At 49.8% G+C, this 22,005-nt stretch carries 12 protein-coding genes; 5 read left to right on the forward strand and 7 right to left on the reverse strand.

Annotated elements, in window-relative coordinates:
* The first annotated feature begins 181 nt into the window (after positions 1 to 181).
* Both EPD17_RS08365 and EPD17_RS08370 read left to right on the forward strand, forming a co-directional pair.
* Positions 182 to 2,185, forward strand: a complete 2,004-nt coding sequence (locus EPD17_RS08365) for a tetratricopeptide repeat-containing sensor histidine kinase (RefSeq protein WP_165929566.1) — start codon at positions 182 to 184, stop codon at positions 2,183 to 2,185.
* A gap of 414 nt (positions 2,186 to 2,599) precedes the next feature.
* Positions 2,600 to 3,571: a glycoside hydrolase family 5 protein gene (locus EPD17_RS08370; protein WP_132053373.1), complete on the forward strand. Its 972-nt coding sequence runs from the start codon at positions 2,600 to 2,602 to the stop codon at positions 3,569 to 3,571.
* A gap of 205 nt (positions 3,572 to 3,776) precedes the next feature.
* Here EPD17_RS08370 and EPD17_RS08375 read toward each other — a convergent pair whose 3' ends face one another.
* Together EPD17_RS08375 and EPD17_RS08380 are read right to left on the reverse strand one after the other, a co-directional pair.
* A complete protein-coding gene (locus EPD17_RS08375; protein ID WP_165929567.1) occupies positions 3,777 to 6,980 on the reverse strand; it encodes a PAS domain-containing sensor histidine kinase in 3,204 nt (1,067 codons plus the stop codon).
* A 261-nt stretch (positions 6,981 to 7,241) separates the two neighbouring features.
* Positions 7,242 to 10,124 (reverse strand): DEAD/DEAH box helicase, encoded by a 2,883-nt coding sequence (locus tag EPD17_RS08380; RefSeq protein ID WP_132053377.1) that lies wholly within the window; start codon positions 10,122 to 10,124, stop codon positions 7,242 to 7,244.
* A gap of 327 nt (positions 10,125 to 10,451) precedes the next feature.
* Here EPD17_RS08380 and EPD17_RS08385 point away from each other — a divergent pair, with 327 nt between their 5' ends.
* Positions 10,452 to 13,721 carry an amidohydrolase family protein gene (locus EPD17_RS08385; protein ID WP_132053379.1) on the forward strand — a complete coding sequence of 1,090 codons (3,270 nt, stop codon included), beginning with the start codon at positions 10,452 to 10,454 and terminating at the stop codon, positions 13,719 to 13,721.
* A 339-nt stretch (positions 13,722 to 14,060) separates the two neighbouring features.
* Here EPD17_RS08385 and EPD17_RS08390 read toward each other — a convergent pair whose 3' ends face one another.
* The 5 genes from EPD17_RS08390 to EPD17_RS08410 all read right to left on the reverse strand — a co-directional run bounded on the left by EPD17_RS08390 (position 14,061) and on the right by EPD17_RS08410 (position 18,691).
* On the reverse strand, positions 14,061 to 15,689 hold the full coding sequence (locus EPD17_RS08390; RefSeq protein ID WP_165929568.1) for a serine hydrolase: 1,629 nt from the start codon (positions 15,687 to 15,689) through the stop codon (positions 14,061 to 14,063).
* Positions 15,690 to 15,946: 257 nt separating this feature from the next.
* Complete coding sequence (locus EPD17_RS08395; protein WP_132053383.1) at positions 15,947 to 17,188, reverse strand: DUF4153 domain-containing protein; 1,242 nt, start codon at positions 17,186 to 17,188, stop codon at positions 15,947 to 15,949.
* A 59-nt stretch (positions 17,189 to 17,247) separates the two neighbouring features.
* Positions 17,248 to 17,586: a potassium transporter KefB gene (locus EPD17_RS08400; protein WP_132053385.1), complete on the reverse strand. Its 339-nt coding sequence runs from the start codon at positions 17,584 to 17,586 to the stop codon at positions 17,248 to 17,250.
* Positions 17,587 to 17,771: 185 nt separating this feature from the next.
* A complete protein-coding gene (locus EPD17_RS08405; RefSeq protein WP_114235135.1) occupies positions 17,772 to 18,074 on the reverse strand; it encodes a winged helix-turn-helix domain-containing protein in 303 nt (100 codons plus the stop codon).
* Complete coding sequence (locus tag EPD17_RS08410) at positions 18,071 to 18,691, reverse strand: hypothetical protein (protein WP_132053387.1); 621 nt, start codon at positions 18,689 to 18,691, stop codon at positions 18,071 to 18,073. Before EPD17_RS08410 ends, EPD17_RS08405 begins: the two co-directional genes overlap by 4 nt.
* Positions 18,692 to 19,287: 596 nt before the next feature.
* Here EPD17_RS08410 and EPD17_RS08415 point away from each other — a divergent pair.
* Together EPD17_RS08415 and EPD17_RS08420 are read left to right on the forward strand one after the other, a co-directional pair.
* Complete coding sequence (locus tag EPD17_RS08415; RefSeq protein ID WP_132053389.1) at positions 19,288 to 21,597, forward strand: putative monovalent cation/H+ antiporter subunit A; 2,310 nt, start codon at positions 19,288 to 19,290, stop codon at positions 21,595 to 21,597.
* Positions 21,594 to 22,004 carry a Na+/H+ antiporter subunit B gene (locus EPD17_RS08420; RefSeq protein ID WP_114235132.1) on the forward strand — a complete coding sequence of 137 codons (411 nt, stop codon included), beginning with the start codon at positions 21,594 to 21,596 and terminating at the stop codon, positions 22,002 to 22,004. The genes EPD17_RS08415 and EPD17_RS08420 overlap by 4 nt, the downstream gene beginning before the upstream one ends.
* Position 22,005: the final 1 nt, after the last annotated feature.

Genomic DNA, 22,005 nt, shown 5'->3' on the forward strand with positions numbered 1-22,005 from the left:
AATCGATGATAAGCTGTTTGCCGTTCCCTTAGTAAGAGGCATAGGAGCAACGTATGGGCAATAAATTTAAACTGGTAAAATGCGGCACCCGCCTATAATTTGGCCCGCAGACCGTATTTTTCCGCCCGGTTTTCAAATAGTAATTATTTTTGCATCTGTTCCAATCCTGAAAAAACCACCAATGCTGCGTTCCCTATATTGCCTGATGCTGCTGGCTGCTATGTTTATGGCCGTTTCCTGTGGCCGTACATGGAACTCCGAAAAAGAAGAAGTTGGCTACTGGCGGCAACAGGTTGCCGATACCGCATTCAAAAAACTTTATGCCGATCATACGCTGCCCGCAGCACTGGCCTTGTACGATTCGCTGCTGGCCCAAACCGGCAAAACCTCGGTGTACGCCGATGCCATCCGCTTTGACCTGCAAGCCAGCTATTTCTATTTTTTTACAACCCGCATCGATTCCACCGCCGCGCTGATTGACTCGGCCCTGGCACAGTTCAGCACACCGGCATTGCAGCGGCAATACTCCAATGCCTATGTGCATTTTTTGCTGTTTGGCGGCGAACTGGCCTACAAGTTGCGGCAATACAACAAAGCCAATAACTATTTTTTTACGGCAAAAAAATTGGCCGATGCCCACCTCGATCCCTGTGAACGGAAGTCGTTCAACTACAGCATTGCGATGGTGCTGTACCGCCAGCAGAACTACCAGCAGTCGCTCCAATACTTCCAGGAAGCTTATGCGCTGCAAAATACCTGTGTGCCTCAAACCACGGCCATTTACCTGCAGCAACAGGAAATTCAAAGCAACATCGGGCTGTGCCTGATCCAATTGAAACAATACGACAGCGCCCTTACGCATTTTGACCGGGCACAGCAAATTGCGGAGCATAACAGCGATTCATTGGAGCGCTTTATGGACGGGATCCGGGGTGTGTTGTATGGAAATAAGGCGCAGGTATATATGGCCAAAAACGCACTGGATACGGCACGGAAACTTTCGCTGCAAAGCATTGCACTAAACGACCGGCCCGGCAAAGATGTGGGCAACGCCCAGGCAGTGAAGTTGCAATTGGCCGATGTGTACGGCCGGCAAGAAGAATACGGCCAGATGTTGGACGTGCTACGCGGGCTGCGGCTCCAACTCGACTCATTGCCCAATACACTGGTAGAACTGGGCTGGCGCCACCTGATGTCGGACTACTACGAGCAAACCGGCCAACCGGCACTTGGTTTTCCGTTTTTCAAAAGCTATGTGCTGCTGCGCGACTCGATGGAAGAGGAGCAGCATGCTCTTACCGCGGCCGATGTAAACCGACAGCTGGATGAAAAAGAAAAGGCACTGCAGATCGGCATTTTAAAAAAGGAAAAACAATTGGCGCGGGTATCCCTTTGGGTAACCGTTGGTTTTGGATTCATGGGTGTTGTGATCATCCTGTTGGTGGGATTGAACTTCCGCCAAAAACGCAACAGCATGGCTAAATCGCTGGCTCTGTATGAAGAAATCGACCGCCAGAAAGCGGCCCGTGAAGCTGAGGCTGCGCAACGACACAAGGAGATTACCGAAGCCGTGATCCATGCACAGGAAAAAGAGCGGTCGCTGATTGGGCTGGAGCTGCACGACAATATTAACCAGGTGCTGACCACGGTAAAACTGCACAACGAAATGGTGCTGGAAGGTCTGGGGGAAGCCAAAGCCCTGCTGCCCCGCGCCAACAATTACCTGCAGCAATGCATCAACGAAATCAGGAGCATTTCCAAAAGGCTGTCGGCGCCAACGCTTGGTAAAATTAGTTTGGAAGAATCGGTAAAAGACCTGCTCGACTCGGTGGATGTGACGAATAAAGTAAAGATCACCCGAAATATTTCGGGGCTGGGCAGCCAGGTGCTGAAGCAGGAAGTGCATCTGGGCGTGTACCGTATTTTGCAGGAACAGATCAACAATGTGCTCAAACACGCCGATGCATCCGAACTGGTGGTGGGCCTCGAGGCCAGTGAAAATGCCATCCGGCTGTCCATTGCCGACAACGGGAAAGGCTTTGCGGCCAACAGCAAAAATGGCGGCATCGGCCTGATGAACATGCGTACCCGCGCCGAGTATATGAACGGATCGTTCAGCCTCAACAGCCAGCCAGGCGCCGGATGCCGGGTGGAGGTGGTGGTACCGCTGGAAGCAATGGCTTAAACCGTTTCAATTTATTAGCTGAACAGTATAACTGCAGAAATCTTTGAATGCTTGAATAAATTTTTTTTACCCGTTTTACCAGTGCAGCTTTTAAATTTGTGTAGTTGGTACACTATTTGAATAATAGGCCACATCAACCCGGTATTTCGAACTCTTTATATGGCAAGCAATCGTTAGTCGCCCGCTGTTTCTACGGCGGGCTTTTTTTGCGCCTAATTGTAGCTGACCGACTGCGCAATATCATCCTGCACTTACTTGGCCGCTGCAAATTGCCATCACTGCAAGCCCTAATTTTGTCGCCTTGGCAAATGCTTTTTTAAAAAAAATATTTCCCCGATTGCTTGATTGTAACCACCATTGGCGGCACATTGCGCCATTCCTGCATTCCTTCAATCGCCGTTAAATGATAGCTGTATGAAAACTGTTTATTCCCTTTTCTTAGCCTGCATGGTCGCTATTTGTTTACCGGCACGGGCACAAAATGTGGTGCGGCAGCACGGCCAATTGCAGGTGAAGGGCACCAAGTTGTGCAACCAAAAAGGCGAACCGGTGGTGCTGCGGGGCATGAGCTTTGGCTGGCACAACTTCTGGCCACGGTTTTACAATAGGGGTGCGGTGCAATGGCTGCAGCAGGATTGGGGCTGTACCGTAGTGCGTGCCGCCATGGGCGTGGAGCCGCGGCGCGGGTACAAACAAGATAGTGCCGGTTCGGTGCGGGCCGTGAAAGCGGTGGTGGAGGCAGCCATTGCCGCAGGTATTTATGTGATCATCGACTGGCACAGCCACAACATCAACCTGGAAGAAGCCAGGACCTTTTTTGCGCAAATGGCGCAGGAGTACGGCCAATACCCCAACGTGATCTACGAAATTTTTAATGAGCCGGAACGGCAAAGCTGGGATGAGGTAAAAGCCTACTCGGCCGAAGTGATCCGCACCATTCGCAAATGGGATCCGGATAATATCATATTGGTGGGCAGCCCGTATTGGGACCAGGATGTGCACCTGGCTGCCGATGCGCCGTTGAAGGGTTTTAGCAACCTGATGTACACACTGCATTATTACGCCGCCACCCACAAACAGGCATTGCGCGACCGCGGTACTTATGCACTGAAAAAAGGCCTGCCGCTTTTTATTTCCGAATCGGCCGGTATGGAAGCAACCGGCAATGGCCCATTGAATGAGAGTGAGTGGCTGCAATGGATTGAATGGGCGGAGCAAAACGGTGTGAGTTGGGTTACCTGGTCGGTGTCGGACAAGGACGAAACCTGCTCGGTGCTGCAGCCCACTGCCGCATCTGACGGCGGCTGGAAAGAAATGGATTTAAAAGAATCGGGCAAAAAAGCAAGGGCGCTGATCCGGAAATACAATAAGGTGTATTTAAAGTAAAAAGGCACCGACCGTTTTTTAAAAACCCACCAATTATTCTTTTGCAAAATGCTCATTCACCGATTTAGAAAAGCATTAAAATGGGTTCCATCAAAAAAAGTTGGATGTCACAATAGCCTAAATTTTTCCCAAACGTTTGTTCTTTTTTTACCCACACCTTCGTTACATCCATTCAATCATTCTGTCGTTTACATAAGCCCAATATTTAGCTGCCAAAATTTACCGGTAGCAGCACTTTAAACACTGAACCTTCGCCCGGCACACTTTCACCCCAAACCATGCCGCCGTGGTTTTCCGCCACTTTTTGCACAATGGAAAGACCCACGCCGGTGCCTTTGTATTCGGCATTGCCATGCAGGCGGGTAAACACCAAAAAGATCCGTTCCGAGTCAGCTGGATCGAAGCCAATACCTTTATCCCGCACTTCAATTAAATGATACCATTGTGCTGCACTTGCTGCCGGCAGGCCGGGGCGGGCATCTTTGCCCTGCACTTTTTTCGCCGTGATCTCCACTTCGGGCACGGTGCCTTGCTTGTTGTATTTTAATGCGTTGCTAATCAGGTTTTGAAACAGTTGCTGTAACTGCCTTTTGTTACCCCTGATGGTGGGCAGCGGGCCTACCGTGATTTGCGCATTTTTTTGCTGTACTTCCAGTTCCAGGTCTTCCAGTACCAGTTGCACTTTTTTATTCAGGTTTACCTCTTCTTCGTTGGCAATTCCTTTAGTGGCCTGCGAGTAAGCCAGCAGGTCGTCAATTAGCGTGGACATGCGTTTGGCCGCACCTTCTAACCTGCTGAAATGGCGGGTTTGTTTTTCATCCAGCTTATCGTGCAGTTCTGCCTTCAGCATGTCGGCAAAAAAGTGAATTTTCCGCACCGGTTCTTTCATGTCGTGTGATGCGGCATAGGCAAACTCTTCAAGGTTTATATTCAGGCGTTTCAGGTCGGCATTTGTTTTCAGCAACGCAGCATTTGCCTGCGCCAGTTCGGTGGTTCGTTGGGCCACTAGTTCCTCAATTTTTTGGCGGGCCAAAACCTGCTGCGTCACATCAATGCTGATGACCAGCACACCCAGCACATTTCCTTCTGCATCGCGGTAAGGCTCGTAAACAAAATTCTGAAACACGGTTTCCATCTCGCCATTGCGCAGCAGGTCAACCGGCCGTTCGTTGGCCGTAAATGTTTGTCCCGTGTGGTACACATCGTGCAGCAGCGGTTCCAGGCCTTGTTCCCGCACATCGGGCAGTGCATCAAACAGCGGCTTTTGCATTACCGCAGCCTTTTCCTTGCCCCACAGTTGTATCATCAAATCGTTGGCCGTGTCGATGATATGATCGGCGCCAAGCAAGATGCACATGGCCACCGGCGCCTGCAGAATCATGCTGCGGAAGTTGCGTTCGCTTTGCTCTACTTTCTGGCGGGCCAGCATCAGGTCGGTAACGTCAGCAGCCGTATTCATTACGCCATATATTTTTCCTCTTGTATCGGTAAGCGGCGTAAAGCTGTAATTAAAAAAGAAAGGTTGCAGCACGCCGTCTACCACCAGGTTTACCTGCTGGTTGCGGGCATGATAAGGCACGCCTGTATGATACACGCTGGACAACTGCTCGTAAATGCCGCTTGCACGCAACTCGGGCAACACTTCAGCGTAGGTTTTACCTACCACATCACTGCCTTTTCCCCACACATCAATAATCGATTGGTTTACCAGTTCAATGCGCATGTCGGGGCCAACATACACGCCGATGGGGAAAGGCGCACTGTCTACAAACGACCGTACCCGCTGTTCGCTTTCCTGGATCTTTAACCGTGCTTTTACCTGGTTGGTTACGTCGGTGGCCACCACAATAATGCCTGATATACTGCCATCGCCTTCGCGGAACGGCTCATATACAAAGTTTACATACACCGACTCAATGCGGCCATCACGGGGAAGTGTAACCGAAGCTTCAGATGCAGCCACTGGTTTGCCGGTATAAAACACCTGACCCAGCATTTCTTCAAAGCCCTGGTTACCTACTTCAGGCAAGGCTTCGAACAGCGGCTTACCCAGGAGCACATCACTGCTTTTGCCCCACAGCTCAAACATCCGGTCGTTGGCTACTTCCACCATATAGTCGGGGCCACGCAAAATGCACATGGCCACGGGTGCCTGCAAAATGGTGTTACGCAGGTTGCGTTCGCTTTCCTGCAGTTTTCTTTTGGCTTCCAGTTGGCCGGTTATATCGGTGGCCGTTACCAGCACGCCGGTAACCTTGCCGCCAGCTTCGCGAAAAGGCTGGTAAGAAAAGTTCAAGTATCGTTTTTCGACTTGGCCGTTTTTGCGTTTAAACAACGCAGGCATTTCTACACCGGTAAATGTTTTTTCGGTTTGTAACACCTGTTGCAGCAGCTCGGGGAAAACCTGCTCTTTCATTTCGGGTAGTATCTCGAGCAGTGGCTTGTGCAAGGCTTCGGGGCCTACCTGCCACAGGTTGTACAAGGCCTGGTTGGCCACCTCCAGAACAAACTGCGGGCCCATCAGGATAAAAATGGGATCGGGGGCCTGGTCCAATACGCTTCGGAACCGGTGCTCCTGGCGGATGCGTTCGGTAACATCGGTAAAGAAAACACCTACCCGGCAATTTTCGGCGCTGCCCAGGCGGTGCACGTAAATGTCGAACCAGCGGTCCAGGTGTTCCGATTCCTCGGTGCGGTGCTCGGGGTTGCCGGTTTTTACCACCCGTTCGTACACGGCAAACCACATCGATTGAATGCCGGGGAAAATATCATCGATGGTTTTGCCCACCACATCAACCAAGCCTGACTGCCGCTCAAACGCTGGGTTGGTTTCAATGTAGCGGTAGTTCACACATTTGCCCGCTTCATCGAAAATGACCTCCAATGTGCAATAGCCCTGTTCCATAGCATTGAACAGGGTGCGGTATTTTTCTTCGCTTTCTTCTACTTTTTTAAAGGCCCTTTCCAAGTCCAGCCGGGCCACTTCTGATTGCTCCGCCTTTACTGTTGCCGTTATATCTTCGGCCGTGTGCATGAGGTATTCCACTTCGCCTGCAGCCAGTATCGGCGTCACCACTACCTTCCAGTATTTTTCGGTAAAAATGCCGTCTTCAACCTGCTGGTCGTAGCGAATCAGTTGCAGGGCGTAGCGTTGTTTGTGCTGCAGCACCCAATCGTACGCACTGCGCAGCCGGTTGTCCACAACATCTTCGCGCAGTTGGGGGTTGGGCGGAAAAACATCGAACAAGCCAGTGCCCGTCACCTCTGCTCGTTCCTTACCGATCATGGCAAGGCTGTCGTTGCTGATGGCAACGATGGTATAAACGGGAGCATCGGGCAGGAGCAGCATGGCAATTCCCGGCCTGGCTTCAAAAATGGAAAAGTCCCCGGCAGGCGGGGAAACTTTCATGGAAGGGTTTGACGTCATGTTATAGGCAATAAAAATAGCCCTTAAAATCTAAACAACGTCAATCTTATGCTTTGGTAAAAGTGAGGTTTTTTAAACGGGATTGTGGTGTTGCGGGCCTTGTTGAAGTATGGGATAGAGATGTTTCATCAACTCTTATTTAAGCAGGGATAATATCAGCTGCATTGGTTCAGATGCGTCTTCAAAAGTTGCAATTCAGATGATCGAAAAAGTAAAATGGGGTTCAATGAAAACAATCCCACATCATCCACCCAACACCACTTTCCAATCGTCTTTGGTCATGGTGTTGAATAGTTCTTTGCCGCCCGGTACCAAACCTGCAAACCGTTCTTTTTTACTTTGTTGCAACAGCATCATTTTTTCCTCCACTGTGCCAGGGCAAATCAGCCGGATGGCCTGCACGTTTTTGTGCTGCCCAATGCGGTAAGCACGGTCGATGGCCTGTGCTTCCACAGCAGGGTTCCACCACGGATCAACAAGGTATACATACGATGCAGCAGTTAGGTTTAGGCCGGTGCCGCCAGCTTTAAGGCTAAGCAAAAACACCCGCACCTGCGCATCGTTTTGAAAACGATTTACCACTTCCTCCCGGTTGCGGGTGGCGCCGGTAAGGTATGCATAGCCGATGCCGCTTTTATCCAACTCTTCGCGTATAAGATCGAGCATGGAAACAAACTGCGAAAACACCAGGATCTTATGCTGCGGTGCTTTGCTTTCAAATTGCTCCATCAGTGCCGTTATTTTCGATGAGCCACCGGCTTGCTTATCGCCTGCATTCAATAATCGCGGATCGTTGCAAATCTGGCGCAGCTGTGTAAGTCCACGCAGCACATGCATGGCATTGCGCAAAATTTCATCTTCCATTTTGCCTTCCAGGTAATCGCGTAGCTCGCCTTCATAAGCATCGTACACGGCACGTTGCGCATCGCCCATGGGGCAATACAATACCTGCTCTGTTTTGTCGGGCAGTTCCTGTGCTACGGTTTCCTTGGTGCGGCGCAAAATAAAGGGTGCTACTTTTCGCTGCAGTTCGGCTGCGCGGCGGCTGTCTTCAAACTTGTCGATGGGCGTGGAATACACGTCACGGAAATACTTTTGGTTGCCCAACAAACCCGGTAGTACAAAAGATATTTGCGCATACAGATCCAGCGTATTGTTTTCGATGGGCGTGCCGGTAATAGCCAGTTTGTTCCTGGATCGCAGCAGCCGCGCCGCATGGTATCGTTGCGAGCCGGTGTTTTTTATTTGCTGCGATTCATCTAAAAATACATAGCCAAACGTGTAGCGTCGCAGGTAGCCCACATCGGCCAGCAGCGTGCCATAGGAGGTAAGCACTATATCATATTGATCCCATGCCGCAACATCTTTGTTGCGATCTGCGCCATGTAATAAGTAAACGTTCAGCGATGGCGCAAAACGGGCTATTTCTGCTTGCCAGTTGAATAGCAGCGAAGTGGGCACTACCACCAAATGCGTTTCCGAAATGCCTTGTTCTTTTACCATCAGCATCAGTGCAATTACCTGCAACGTTTTACCCAAGCCCATGTCATCGGCCAGCACACCACCAAAGCCGTGTTCGTTGAGGAAAGCCAGCCAGCTAAGGCCTTGCAACTGGTAGGCACGCAATTGTGCCCGCAGCCCTTTTGGCGATTGCACCGGTTCCATCGCTTTAAGGTCGTACAGCTTTTGCCGGTAATTTTGAATGGCGCTTTTTACTTCATCGTCCAGCTCCTCTTCTTTATACCATTGCGCCAGCGCATCAAATTGTGGCTTGGGTGTAATGAGGTCTTCGCCCATTATTTCGGCAGCAGCAAAAAATTGTTGCATCCGCTCAATCCATGCTTCGGGCAAAATGCCCAGTGTGCCATCATCCAATTGCACATAACGGCTGCCGTTTCGCACTGCTTGCTGCAGTTGTTTCAGCGATGCATTTTGCTTGCCATACTGCACTTTCAATTTTGTGTTGAACCAATTAAGCCCGCTTTGTACCTGCACCGAGATGCTTGCCCGGTGCGCATTCAGCTTGTTGCCTTTTATTTGGTTAAAACCATAAATGGAAATGCCTGCGGTACGCCATTGTGCAAAGGTTTCTAGGAACCAGTCTTCGTTCAGGAATCGATCGCGGTGCAGGTAAAAGTAGGGTAGGCTATCTTCCAGTTGTTCGTAAAAAAGCGGGTGTTGCCGCAACAGCAAGGCTATAAAATTATCTTCTTCCCGTTCGTCGCGTTCCATCGCCATCATGCGGCCGCGGGCATCGGGCAGGTACACCGCTTTTTTGCTGCGCACCGGCACTTCAATACTACCATAGCGCATCACCGGGTTGATGATCACGTATTGGTTCAGATCCGACAGGTAAATCATGCGTTCCCGAGCACCTTCCCAGCCGGCAGCTTCAAGTTGTGCGCCAGTGGCGCGGTCGATATACGTGTGCACCACTTCCACATGATCTTCCAGTTTGACCAGCACACCTTCATTAAACGCATTGAACTGTTGCGCATGCACCTGCATGTAAGGACGTGTGGCAAAGTATTGAAGCAGTTTTACAATAGTAAGATTAGCTGCCAGGTGCATGGCACCATCGTGCAGCACAAAGTATTCGTATTTTACCTGCATCTGCTGCGGATGCAGCATCGCGTCGCCAATTTGCAGTTGCGGTACAATGTTGAAAAATGGTTCCTGTTTGTTTACCAGCAGCAGGCATTTGCTCAATACCTTGCCAACCGTTATTTCAACCAATGAGCCGGCACTAACGTTTTCCGAAAACTCAGTGTTGTGGTAAAAAAAACGCAGGCCTAGTGGGTTTTTGATGATGGTTTTGAGTGCCCTGATATCGGCGGCTGTTTTGGCAGCGGTTGGGTTAGCCTGGAACCGGCTGATGCAGGTGTAAAAAAGCAACGCATCGGGGTTGCTGCTGAACAGGGCCGCGTCGGCAGCACTGATTGGTGTAAGCGGGTTTTTGATTTTGCCTGCTTGTGTTGTGGCCGCATTAAACACCTCGATGGACAGCGATTTATGAAACCGGAATTGTTTCAGCACCACAATGCGCAAATCCTTATCGCTGGCCGCGAAAAAGGGCTGTTCTTCCTGCGGCAGCAGTAGGTGTTGTAGTTCGCTGATGGGTTCCATTTTTCTATCGGTGGCTCAAACTTAAGATTGGAATGTAAAACAACCCGATGGCTTCTTTTTTTATGCAGCGCAACGATGCGTATTTTTTGATTGAAAAAATCGCCATTTGTTTGCAGGCACAAACTTAACTGAATCATACGGGTAAAAGCTAGCCGCTTTATTCGGTTTTGAGCGGATTATTTTATTAGCCTTTATTGTTTAAAAATGGAGTAAAAAACCTGGCGGCTTCATTAAATAACTCGTGTTTTTAATATAAGCAGTTTCGCCGCTGCTGCTTCATTCCAAGGCCCGCTTGCCTTATCTTTCAGGCGTTTAATTTTCTAAACTATGAATGTAAAACAATGGTTGCTGGCAGCAAGTGCGGCAATGGCGTGTGCTGTGGCCGGTGCACAGGGGCAGAAAAAATGGGACGTGGCCAACCCGGAGGGTACGTACAAAAATGTATCCTTTACGGTAAACGAAGGCACCTGGATGAACCTCGATCTTGCTCCCGATGGAAAAGAGATCGTGTTCGACTTGTTAGGGGATATTTATTCCATGCCTTCGACCGGCGGCACAGCTAAAGTGCTGCGCCAGGGTTTGCCCTTTGAAGTGCAGCCACGCTTTAGCCCTGATGGTAAAAAAATCCTGTTTACATCCGATGCCGGTGGCGGCGATAATATTTGGGTGATGGACCGCGACGGAAGCAATGCAAAGCAAATCACCAAGGAAACGTTTCGGTTGCTGAACAACGCTGCATGGTCGCCCGATGGGCAATACATTGTGGCCCGCAAGCATTTTACATCGGGCCGATCCCTGGGCGCCGGTGAGATTTGGATGTACCACATCAGCGGGGGAGGGGGCATACAGTTGACAGCCCGCAAAAACGACCAGCAGGATGTGAACGAACCGGTGGTGTCGCCGGATGGCCGCTATGTTTATTTCAGCGAAGACATGTATCCCGGTGGTGCGTTTCAATACAACAAAGACCCCAACAACCAGATCTTCGTTATCCGCAGGTTTGACCGCGAAAACGGCACGCTGGAAAACGTAACCGGCGGGCCCGGCGGCGCCGTGCGGCCGCAGCTTTCCCGCGATGGTAAAACGCTGGCTTTTGTAAAAAGAGTACGCACCAAATCGGTGCTGTATCTGCGCCAACTGGAAACCGGCGAGGAGTGGCCTGTGTACGACCAGCTATCGAAAGACCAGCAGGAAGCATGGACCATTTTTGGTTCTTTCCCTGGCTTTGCATGGACGCCCGACGACAAGGCCATCATTTTGTGGAGTAATGGAAAAATCAACCGCATTGACCTTGCAAAACCCAATACTGCTGTTGATATTCCATTTACGGTTACCGTAAATCAGAAGATTGCAGAGGCGGTACGGTTTAAGCAAAACATCAACGAAGATGAATTCAAAGTAAATGTGATCCGTCATGCGGTGACATCGCCGGATAGCAAGTGGCTTGTGTTTAATGCGCTTGGTTATTTGTGGAAAAAAGCGCTGCCCAACGGCACACCGGAGCGCATCACCAAAGGTGCCGACTTTGAGTTTGAACCACAGTTTTCAACCGATGGTAAAACGCTGTTGTACACCACCTGGAACGATGTGGATGCAGGCGCTATTTACACCGTTAACTTGAACGGCGCTGCAAGGCCTGTGAAACTGACAAAGGAAAAAGGCATCTACCGCATGCCGCAGTTTTCGCCGGATGGCAAGCTCGTTGTTTTTCGCAAAGAAGGCAGCAGCGATGTGCTGGGCAATGCATTTACCGCGCAACCGGGCATCTACACCATGCCGGCTAACGGCGGTGCACAAGCGTTTATTACTGCCCGTGGCGATATGCCCCGTTTTAATAAAAGCGGCGACCGCATTTTTTACCAAGTGGGCGGTGGCACCAACCGCAATTTTGCCAGCAGCGATCTCAATGGATTTGATGAACGGGTACACCTGAAAAGCATGTACGGCAGCCAGTTTGTTGTATCGCCCGACGAGCAATGGATTGCATTTGTAGACCTGCACAACGTGTACATAGCTACGTTCCCTGCCGTTGGCAAAACGGTGGACATCGGTAGCACTACATCGGATTTCCCGGTAAAAAAAGTGTCCCGTGATGCAGGCATTAATTTGCACTGGAACAACAACGGCAAGCAACTCCACTACACACTCGGCGACCAATATTTTACCATCAACCTCGAAGATCGTTTTGAGTTTGTGGCCGGCCGTCCCGACAGTGCATTTGTGATCCCGGAAAAAGGCATTGCAGTGGGCCTTACCGCAAAAACGGATAAGCCGCAGGGCGCTATTGCATTTACCAATGCCCGCATTATTACCATGAAGGGCGGCGAGGTGATTGAGAATGGCACCGTGGTAGTTGAAGGAAATAAAATCAAAGCAGTGGGCCGTGCCAATGAAGTGGCGGTGCCTGCAGGTGCAAAGCTGATCGATGCCACCGGCAAAACCATTGTGCCCGGCTTTATTGATGCACATGCACACGGCAACCATTTCCGCACCGGCATCACGCCGCAAAAGCACTGGCCTTATTATGTAAACCTTGCTTATGGCGTAACTACGATGCATGATCCTTCCGCAAATTCCGAGATGGTATTTGCGCAAAGCGAACTGGTAAAAGCCGGTCACATGGTGGGGCCACGGGTATTTTCTACCGGCACTATTTTGTATGGCGCGGAAGGCGATTTTAAAGCTGTGATCAACACCATTGACGATGCCCGCAGCGCATTGCGTCGGACCAAAGCGTTTGGTGCTTTTTCGGTAAAAAGCTACAACCAGCCGCGCCGCGACCAGCGCCAGATGATCATACATGCGGCCCGCGAACTGGGCATGGAAGTGGTGCCTGAAGGCGGCTCATTCTTTTTTCACAACATGAGCATGATTCTGGATGGACATACCACCATTGAACACAATATTCCGATAGCCACGCTGCACAAAGATGTGATTGAGTTGTGGAAGCAGTCACGCACCGCGTATACGCCAACACTCATCGTTTCGTATGGTGGCGTTAGCGGCGAATACTACTGGTACCAGCACACTAATGTTTGGGAAAAAAGCCGCTTGGCACGGTTTACGCCCCGCGGTGTAATTGATACGCGCAGCCGCCACCGCACCATGCTGCCCGAAGAGGAATATGAGAACGGCCACATTCAATTATCGAAGCAAGCCAAAAACCTGCTGGATGCCGGTGTGCCGGTAAACATGGGCGCACATGGACAATTGCAAGGTTTGGGTGCACATTGGGAAATTTGGATGATGCAGCAAGGCGGCATGAGCAATCACCAGGCGCTGCAAACGGCCACCATTTTACCAGCCCGTTCGTTGGGTTTTGATGATCAAATTGGTTCGCTGGAAGCGGGTAAACTCGCCGACCTTCTGGTGCTGGATGCCAACCCGCTGGAGAACATCCGCAATACGGAAAGCATTAAGTACACTATGATTAATGGCCGGCTGTATGATGCGGAAACCATGAACGAAGCGGGCAACGCAGAAAAGCAACGGCCTAAATTTTATTGGGAAGTTCGAAAGAACTGGGAGGCGTTTGGCTTTCAAAGTGAAACGTTGACCCATGAGCATGCACAGCATTGCTTGTGTGGTAAACAGTAAGAAAGGTTGATTTATAAAAAACGCAGTACATCGGTACTGCGTTTTTTTATGTGCATTATGACCCGACGATTTATTCCGTTCGCTGTAATGTCTTGCTTGTCATCCTGAGCGCAGCGAAGGATCTGAGCTCGCACCAGTACAAATTTCGAAGCATTTGAGAGTTTGCCTTTTCTGCAAGATGCGTTGATTTACAACACTCAGATGCTTCGCTGCGCTCAGCATGACAAATGCAAAGTTTGCTCAATTAGCATGTGCAATTTTCTTGTGTGCGGAAACATAATTTTTCGTTTTTCATGCACAAGAAAACAGGCTCGAATTTTTGATAAAACAACGCTGATCTTATTTGCCTGCCGCATCATCTACCCGAACAAATCTGATGTTGCGCACCAGTGGGTTGCCATAATCAAAGCCTGTTACTTTACCATTTTTATCGCGTACAAACCGAACGGCCATCATGCCGGTCATAAATGTATTGTCGTCTGTGGGTTTTAGTACAATCGATTTGCCGGGATTGCGGTAGAACCGCATTTGGATGCCTTCTTTTTCCGGCACTATTTCCATAATCGTTCCTAACTCCGTGCTTTCATAACGGCCTGCCAGCGCTGCCAATTCGCCAGATGCAGGCGTATAAGCACGGGCACGGCGAAAACGGATTTTTTCACCCTCCGTCGTATTGATGTCAAATGCATCTGCCGATGTAAAAGTGAGCTCAAACTTTGCTTCGGAAAGAAAAGATGGTGATCCCTCGCGGTTGCGGAAGCGGTCTGCTGCCAATGGTAGAAGCGGACCGGCGCCGGCAACTGCCAGCGTATTGTTTGCCATGATCAACCGCACCGGCTGGCCCGTTTGTTCGTTGAAATATAAACCGGTGCGGGCATTGAGTTCCGATGGTGCGATATCAACCTTTATATCTGTTGCTGGCGCAACTGGAACATCGGTTCCGGCCGGTAAAAATAGATTGAGCAGGCGTGCCGCATATGCCGAACGGGCACCGCCATCCACATTGCACATGATGGCAACGGAAAGGCCGTGTTGGGGTAACCGGCCCACAATGGTGCTATAGCCAGCTGCACCGCCGCTATGCCATACCAGTTGGCCACCACGGCGAAACGGCTCGATGTTGAGGCCGCGGGCATAACTCAATTTGCGGCCGTTGTTCAGTGTGGCTTGCTCCTGCAGTTTCCGTGTAGCAAATGCACCCAGCTTTCCACTGGTCAGGGCCTCGTTCCAAACAACCAGGTCGGCGGGTGTGCTGAATAGCGCACCGCCGCCACCGCGGTCGTTGCCCATCAACACATCAAGCTTCCATGCCGCGCCTTCTTTTTTATACGCCATCACCCGGTCTTTCACCACTTCATTCATATCGAGCACATACCGGGTCGAGTTCATTTGCAGGGGTGTAAACAAGCGCTCCTGTGTAAAACGGGAAAATGGCATGCCGCTGACACGGGCCACAATTTCTTTCAGCAACACGTATCCGCTGTTGGAGTAAGCCCATTCATCGCCCGGTTTAAAATTAAGGCCATGTTGCCGCAGCGTTAGCGTTAGCGCATCGGGGTCGCCTTCAGCTAAAGGTTTAAGTCCAGTCCAATCGCGGATGCCGCTGGTATGCGTCATCAGGTGGTCGAGGGTGATCTTGCTTCCGTAATCGGGCAGTTCGGGTATGTATTTGCGGATGTCTTCGGTCAGGGAAAGCCGGCCATCTTCAACCTGCAATAACACCGATGCTGCTACAAATTGTTTTACCACCGAGCCCGCATCAAATACCGATGATGTGGTAAGTGGCGTGCCCCGCTCCAGGTCGGCCAGGCCGTAAGCCCGGTTAGCTACAATCTGCCCGTTTTGCGATACCGCGCAAACACAGCCCGGCGCATCTTTTTCTATCCAGCTAAAGATTTTGTCTATTTCAGCATTTTTGTCCTGTGCAAAAGCGGTTGTGCATACCAGTGAGCTTACGATTGCAAACAAAATGGCTGATGAATGTTTTTGAATCGCCTGGCAACTTGTGTTGGAAACTTTTCGATTTGGAAGTGGGGTATTTGTTTTCACCTCATTGGTGCTACTAGCCGCTGCCGCAGTAATCCATTTAAACATGTTGATTCGTTTCATATGTAGCGCAGTTGAATAATTTTAATAGTATTGTTTATTTGCTTTGAAATTCAAAGCACATGCGGAAAAAATGGGCGGTAAACATTGCAGCCTCGCAACATCTACCGCCCGGACTTTTATTTAAACCCAAAAATGAACGGAAACAAAAAGGTAACGATGGCTACCCAGGCCATATACACCGGCAGGTAGGAGGCAATGGCTTTTCCTACACCAGACAGTTCATCTTTGTTGAAGCCGGCACGAAACAGTTGTACCGTTACCAGCAACAGGTTGCCCAGGATCAAAACATTGCCACCGAGTACAGCCAGCCGGTTGGGTGTGATGCCCCACTCGGAAATGCGGAATACAATGGCCGAAAGCGCAATGCCATTTACAATAATGGTTACGGCCGATAGCAAACGCAGCACCCAAATTTCCCAGCGGCTTTTTTCGTTTTTGGCTGTTTCGGCAACGGAAAAGAAAATGATGGCCATTACACCAACAAGCAGCGCATTGAAGATCAGGAGGAACTCGCGGTCGTTATATGGATCCTTGCCGGAATACACCATGGCCACGAGGTAAATCACCAGCATCACCAACACCAGCGGACTGAAAATTTTTGCTATCACCGGCGAAACTTTACCAACCAATTGCGGGTTGGTGCGGGTAAGATAAGTGCCGATGATGGGCGCTGCAGGCAACCCGAACACCACGATGTTTTTAAAATAAAACTCCTCGATGTTGAGGCCCAGTAAAGAAAACAAGCCGATGGTGATGCCCGTCATGATGCCGCCTGCAATGAGGATCAGCGTGGTCATTACTACGAGGTCGCCGTTGTATTTTAAAAAGCCCAATCGCAGATCGCTGCTGTCTTTTTTGCCCACAAAGGCAATGCCCAACAGCGTCCATAAAAACAGGAGCAGGTGAATGCAAGAAAGCACCAACGTATCGCTGGTTTGTGATTGCGGCAAGGAATTAATAAAGATCAAAGCCGCCAGCATGGCGCCGGCAATGAATGCAATCTTGCCTTTTGGCAATTCATTTTTCCAGGCAAAATATGCCGACAAAACCGGGAACACGATGAAGCCGATGTTGCGCGGATAAAAGTACTCTTCGTCAATGCCAAAGACGGCGGGAATTTTGGCAATAAGTCCAGCAATCAATACACCGATCAATACCCAAAACAGTTCTTTGCCGGTGCCCCAACTGATCTCTTCGTTTTCATAATTGAGCCGCTCATTCCACCAGTCGGCAATGGGGGTGCCTTTTATTTCGGGGTACAGTGTGCCAAAGCTTTGTTTGAACTGCGATTTGTTGGTGCGGTACAACTTTTCGAGCTGGTGGGCATCGGTAAGGTGTGCCTGAATTTCCTCTTTCATTTGTTGACGATTTAATAAGTTGGATGAATTGTTTTGGTGTGTTGGTTGATGCGTTTTTGTTAGTTCCAAAGCGTTCTGTCGAGGCCCAGCACCGTGCCCAAAAACAAGGCAACGATGAACCCGATGATGGCAACAGGCCAGGCCAATATTGTAAACGGGCCACTGCGGTGACGCAGGTGCAGCACCAGGTGCGCAAATAAGCCGCCCATGCCGCCTGCCAATGGAACGATGATCAGTGGCCGCAGCATCCAGAACCTTGGCCAGGCGGGGTTTTGCTGGTCTACGCCGGATAGAAATAATGCAATGAGTAAAAGCCCGAAACCTGCGCCCAGCATGGCGCTGCTTGCTGCGGCTTTTGTGTTGATGGGGCGTGGCGTGCCGATGTTTTGCTGTGTCATGGTATGTAATATTTTATGTTTAAAAAGTTCTTTGAAATGCAAAGTATTGGTGCAAAAAAATAGCGGTGGTGCTGGTTGGAATGCATTGTTTAATCGCAACTACGTTAGCATTTACACACTTTTTGTTCATTGCATTTATATGGTTTGTTGTTCTTGTCATGCGTTTTAAAAACGTTGTTTGTTACTTATTCATTCACGCCTTTGATCAATTTCTCCAACGCAGTTAAATGATCGGCAAATGCTTTTTTACCAGCCTTGGTCATGAAATATTTGGTGTTCGGTTTTTTGCCCACAAATGTTTTTTCTACGCCGATGAATTCTTCTTTTTCCAGGCCTTTCAGGTGACTGGCCAGGTTACCATCCGTTACATCAAGATATTCCTTGAGTGCATTAAAATCAAGCATATCATTAACAGCCAGCACCGACATGATGCCCAGCCTGATCCTGCTTTCGAACGCCTTATGTAACCGGTTGATTGTATTGTTCATCTTTCGTACCTGTAGTGCATATAAACCCCGTAAACCAAATGGACCAAGCCAAAACCCAGCGCCCAAAACAAGAGCCCGTACCCGGTAAAGTAGGAACTCACCAGGCCCAAAACTATTTGAATAATACCCAAACTCCTTATTTCGCCGTAAGTAAACTTGCTGGCGTTGTACAGCGATAGTCCGTAGAACACCAGCGTAAGCGGTGCCACCAGCGCCACCAGCCCTTTATCCATTAAAATAAAAATGAGGATGCCGCCGGCACCCAGCGGAACGGCCATGTTTACCAGCAACCTCCGCGCAGATGCATTCCAAAAACGTTCGCCACGTTTGCCCGCTTTTTTTACCGACAAAAAAATGGCGGTGCCCACAGCCAGGATGAGGATGGCAACGGCGAGGAAAACAATTTTGGACAGGTTGGCAAACGAGCCGTAGGTAGCACCATCGGTAAGCGCACCGGGGTTGAAGCGGAATGCCTTGTGGGCAATATAAGCCCCGATCAAAGCATAGATGCCGGCCATGATGAACGACAAACCGGACAGCGACATATACTTGGAAGAACGCTCCATCAGGGAGCGCATTTCCGCTATGTCCCGAATATACTCCTGCTGCTCTTTCATTTAAAAGTACTTTGTGCTTCAAAGTTAATGGCTAATTTTTTGTTTTGCCAAAACTATTTTTCAAATGGTAGCGATGGGCTGGAAGATGTGACGCATTTGAAACAGATAGCGGCGGCCCTTTGCGAAGCAACTGTTTTCTTAAGGCATTCTCTGCAAAACATATTTGTTGCAGCAGCAATGTTTTGTGGAAGGGCTTCGGATTTTGTCTGTGCAAATCGACGATAAGATTCGCACACTTGTACGAATGGGCATGACACCAATCTTTTTACATGAATGCAATGCGCCAACCGTTGGGCTGATTTTTGTGCATGATGCAATGGATGCGTGGTACATTTTTGTTAAAGTGCCTTTTGCATTTTTTTGTGCCCGGTATAACATTTATCATGCAACAATTGGGTAGTTGTGGCCGCAACACATGCATTTGGCTGTCTATATAAGGCGTGTAACCAGTGCATTTATAATTGTTTACCTAAACGGATAAAACTAAATTGTGTAGCCACATAGCGGGGTAGGGAGTAGTGCTAATTTCTATTTGTTGTAACCAACACAACCCGGCAGGCAGACGGATGTTGCCCGCCGGATTTAAATTATCATGCATGCTATTAGCTGTACTTTCCGGATTTATAGTTGCCTCATTTGTTCCATTCCTGGGCAAGCTGTTGCGTGGTAAATGGTCTTTTCTGCTCACGGCGCTGCCCCTTTGTTTGTTCCTGTATTTTCTCAATTTTATTCCGCAGGTATCGGCAAATAAAGCCGCACTTATTTCATACGAGTGGGTGCCTTCCATGGGCATCAATTTCAATTTCCTGGTAGATGGTTTGTCGCTGCTCTTTGCCTTGATGATCACGGGCATCGGTACGCTGGTGTTTTTATACACATCGGCATACATGAAGGGCGACCGCTACCTCGACCGGTTTTACGGCTACCTATGCATCTTTATGGGCGCCATGCTGGGTATGGTGCTGTCCGATAATATTTTCACGCTGTTTATTTTTTGGGAGCTTACCAGTATCAGTTCATTTTTCCTCATTGGTTACAATAATGAAAACAGCGACTCGCGGAAGTCGGCGTTGGTATCGCTAGCCATCACTGGCTTAGGCGGTTTCTTTTTGCTCGGCGCCTTTGCCCTCATCGGTAACATCAGCGGCACTTATTCTATTAACGAAATGATTGGTTCCGCCGATGCATTGAAAGGCAACGGGCTGTATCCGCTCATCATTGCATTCCTGTTCATTGGCGCGTTTTCAAAGTCGGCACAATACCCGCTGCATTTTTGGTTGCCCGGCGCGATGAAGGCGCCCACACCAGTGTCCACCTACCTGCATTCGGCCACGATGGTGAAAGCAGGTATTTACCTGCTGGCCCGGTTTACGCCAGTGCTGGGCGACGTGCCTGCATGGAACAATACGCTGATGATCTTCGGCGGTTTTACCATGTTTTATGCGGCGTTTCATTCTATTTTTAAAAGAGACCTGAAGGAGGTACTGGCTTATTCTACTATATCGGCGCTGGGCATGCTGGTGTTTTTAATTGGCCTGGGCACACCGGATGCCTTGCTTGCTGCTACGGTTTTTATCATTGTGCATGCCTTGTATAAAGCCAGCCTGTTTTTGATCACCGGCATCATTGACCACGAGACCGGCACCCGCGACCTGGCCAAACTTTCGGGCCTGCGCAAAGTGATGATGCCGGTGGCCGTTGCCGGGGTGCTGGCCATGTTGTCTAATTCGGGCATTCCGCCCAGTTTTGGTTTTGTGGGTAAAGACCTGATCTATGCCTCAACGCTTGGCTCGGAATTGGGCGCTGCACTGGTAACCGGCGTGGCGGTTGTTACCAATATTTTGCTCCTGTACGCCAGCATCCTTGCGGGTATCAAGCCTTTTGCAGGCCCACTGCCCGATGCATATAAAAACGTGCACCTGCCCGATTGGCGCATGTGGGTGCCGCCCCTTCTTTTGGGCGTTGGCAGCTTGTTGCTCGGTGTGTTTCCCGGTCTTATTGAAGGCGGCATTGTTGGGCCGGCGCTGCTTTCTATCGATCCTGCGGCACCGGTATTTCACCTGCAGTTGTGGCATGGGTTCAACGTGGTGTTGGCTTTAAGCGCCGCTACTATTGGCGGTGGTTTACTGCTGTATTTGTTGTTTAAGCCATCGGTGGGGCAGCCGGCATGGGTGGCAGGTTTGTCCACATCATCCCCTAAAAACATTGCGGGTTACCTAAGCCGGAAGTTCCGGGAGTTGGCACATCTGTGGACATCGCTGTCTCAAAACGGCTATTTGCGCATATACGTGCTTGTTATTATTTCTTTTCTTACTGTTTTGCTGGCCTATAAATCTTTTACCGAGGTTAAATTTTACGTGGAGCTTTCCAAAGTGTCACCGCTGACATCGGCCGAAATGGTAGTGATGTTCATACTGGCTGCGGCCGTAATTTATGTGGTGTACACGCCATCGCGGCTAGCGGCGGTTGCGGCCATGGGTGTGATCGGCTATTGCATCTGCCTCATTTTCGTGTTTTACAGCGCACCGGACCTGGCCATGACGCAGTTTGCCATCGACACTTTAACAGTGATCCTTTTTGTGCTGGTGCTGTACCGGTTACCCAAATACATCCATTATTCCAATTGGCTCATCCGGATTCGCGACGGGGTGATTTCCCTGTTTTTTGGCACACTCATCACCATACTGGGCCTCGAGGTTTTGAACGAGCCCACCAGCAAGGAAACAACACATTTTTTTGCAGAAAACTCTTACGCACTTGCCAAAGGAAAAAACGTGGTAAACGTGATCCTTGTGGATTTCCGAGGCGTGGATACCATGATTGAAATAACAGTACTGACCATTGCAGCGATGGGCGTGTTTGCCCTGCTGAAACTGCAATTAAACAAATACGACCAGGAATTATGAAACACCTGACATTTAGGACGGCAGCCAGTTTTTTGCTGCCCTTGCTGTTGCTGTTTTCCGTGTTCATCCTGCTGCGCGGCCACTACCTACCGGGCGGCGGTTTTGTGGGCGGCATCATTGCATCCATTGCATTTGTGCTGCATGCGTTTGCGTTTGGCCTTGGCCAAACACGCAAGCTGCTCCGCATCCGGCCCATGGGGTTGATGCCGGTAGGGCTGGCCCTGGCCGTGTTTGCAGCAGTGTTGCCGTTGTTTCAAGGATTGCCCCTGTTGACCGGGCTTTGGCTCAGCAAACCTATTCCCGTAATTGGGCTTGTGGGCAATGCATTGCTATTCGACCTCGGCGTGTACATCGTAGTGCTGGGCGTGGCGTTAACCATTATTTTTTCGATATCAGAAGCAGTTTAAT

The organism is Pseudocnuella soli, from assembly GCF_004347775.1.
GTDB lineage: Bacteria > Bacteroidota > Bacteroidia > Chitinophagales > Chitinophagaceae > Flavisolibacter > Flavisolibacter aquaticus.

What these genes read in the sequence shown, in the direction of transcription:
- EPD17_RS08365 (WP_165929566.1), top strand. Translation starts at nt 182, where the DNA reads ATGCTGCGTTCCCTATATTGCCTGATGCTGCTGGCTGCTATGTTTATG.
- EPD17_RS08370 (WP_132053373.1), top strand. Translation starts at nt 2,600, where the DNA reads ATGAAAACTGTTTATTCCCTTTTCTTAGCCTGCATGGTCGCTATTTGT.
- EPD17_RS08375 (WP_165929567.1), bottom strand. Translation starts at nt 6,980, where the DNA reads ATGAAAGTTTCCCCGCCTGCCGGGGACTTTTCCATTTTTGAAGCCAGG.
- EPD17_RS08380 (WP_132053377.1), bottom strand. Translation starts at nt 10,124, where the DNA reads ATGGAACCCATCAGCGAACTACAACACCTACTGCTGCCGCAGGAAGAA.
- EPD17_RS08385 (WP_132053379.1), top strand. Translation starts at nt 10,452, where the DNA reads ATGAATGTAAAACAATGGTTGCTGGCAGCAAGTGCGGCAATGGCGTGT.
- EPD17_RS08395 (WP_132053383.1), bottom strand. Translation starts at nt 17,188, where the DNA reads ATGAAAGAGGAAATTCAGGCACACCTTACCGATGCCCACCAGCTCGAA.
- EPD17_RS08400 (WP_132053385.1), bottom strand. Translation starts at nt 17,586, where the DNA reads ATGACACAGCAAAACATCGGCACGCCACGCCCCATCAACACAAAAGCC.
- EPD17_RS08405 (WP_114235135.1), bottom strand. Translation starts at nt 18,074, where the DNA reads ATGAACAATACAATCAACCGGTTACATAAGGCGTTCGAAAGCAGGATC.
- EPD17_RS08410 (WP_132053387.1), bottom strand. Translation starts at nt 18,691, where the DNA reads ATGAAAGAGCAGCAGGAGTATATTCGGGACATAGCGGAAATGCGCTCC.
- EPD17_RS08415 (WP_132053389.1), top strand. Translation starts at nt 19,288, where the DNA reads ATGCTATTAGCTGTACTTTCCGGATTTATAGTTGCCTCATTTGTTCCA.
- EPD17_RS08420 (WP_114235132.1), top strand. Translation starts at nt 21,594, where the DNA reads ATGAAACACCTGACATTTAGGACGGCAGCCAGTTTTTTGCTGCCCTTG.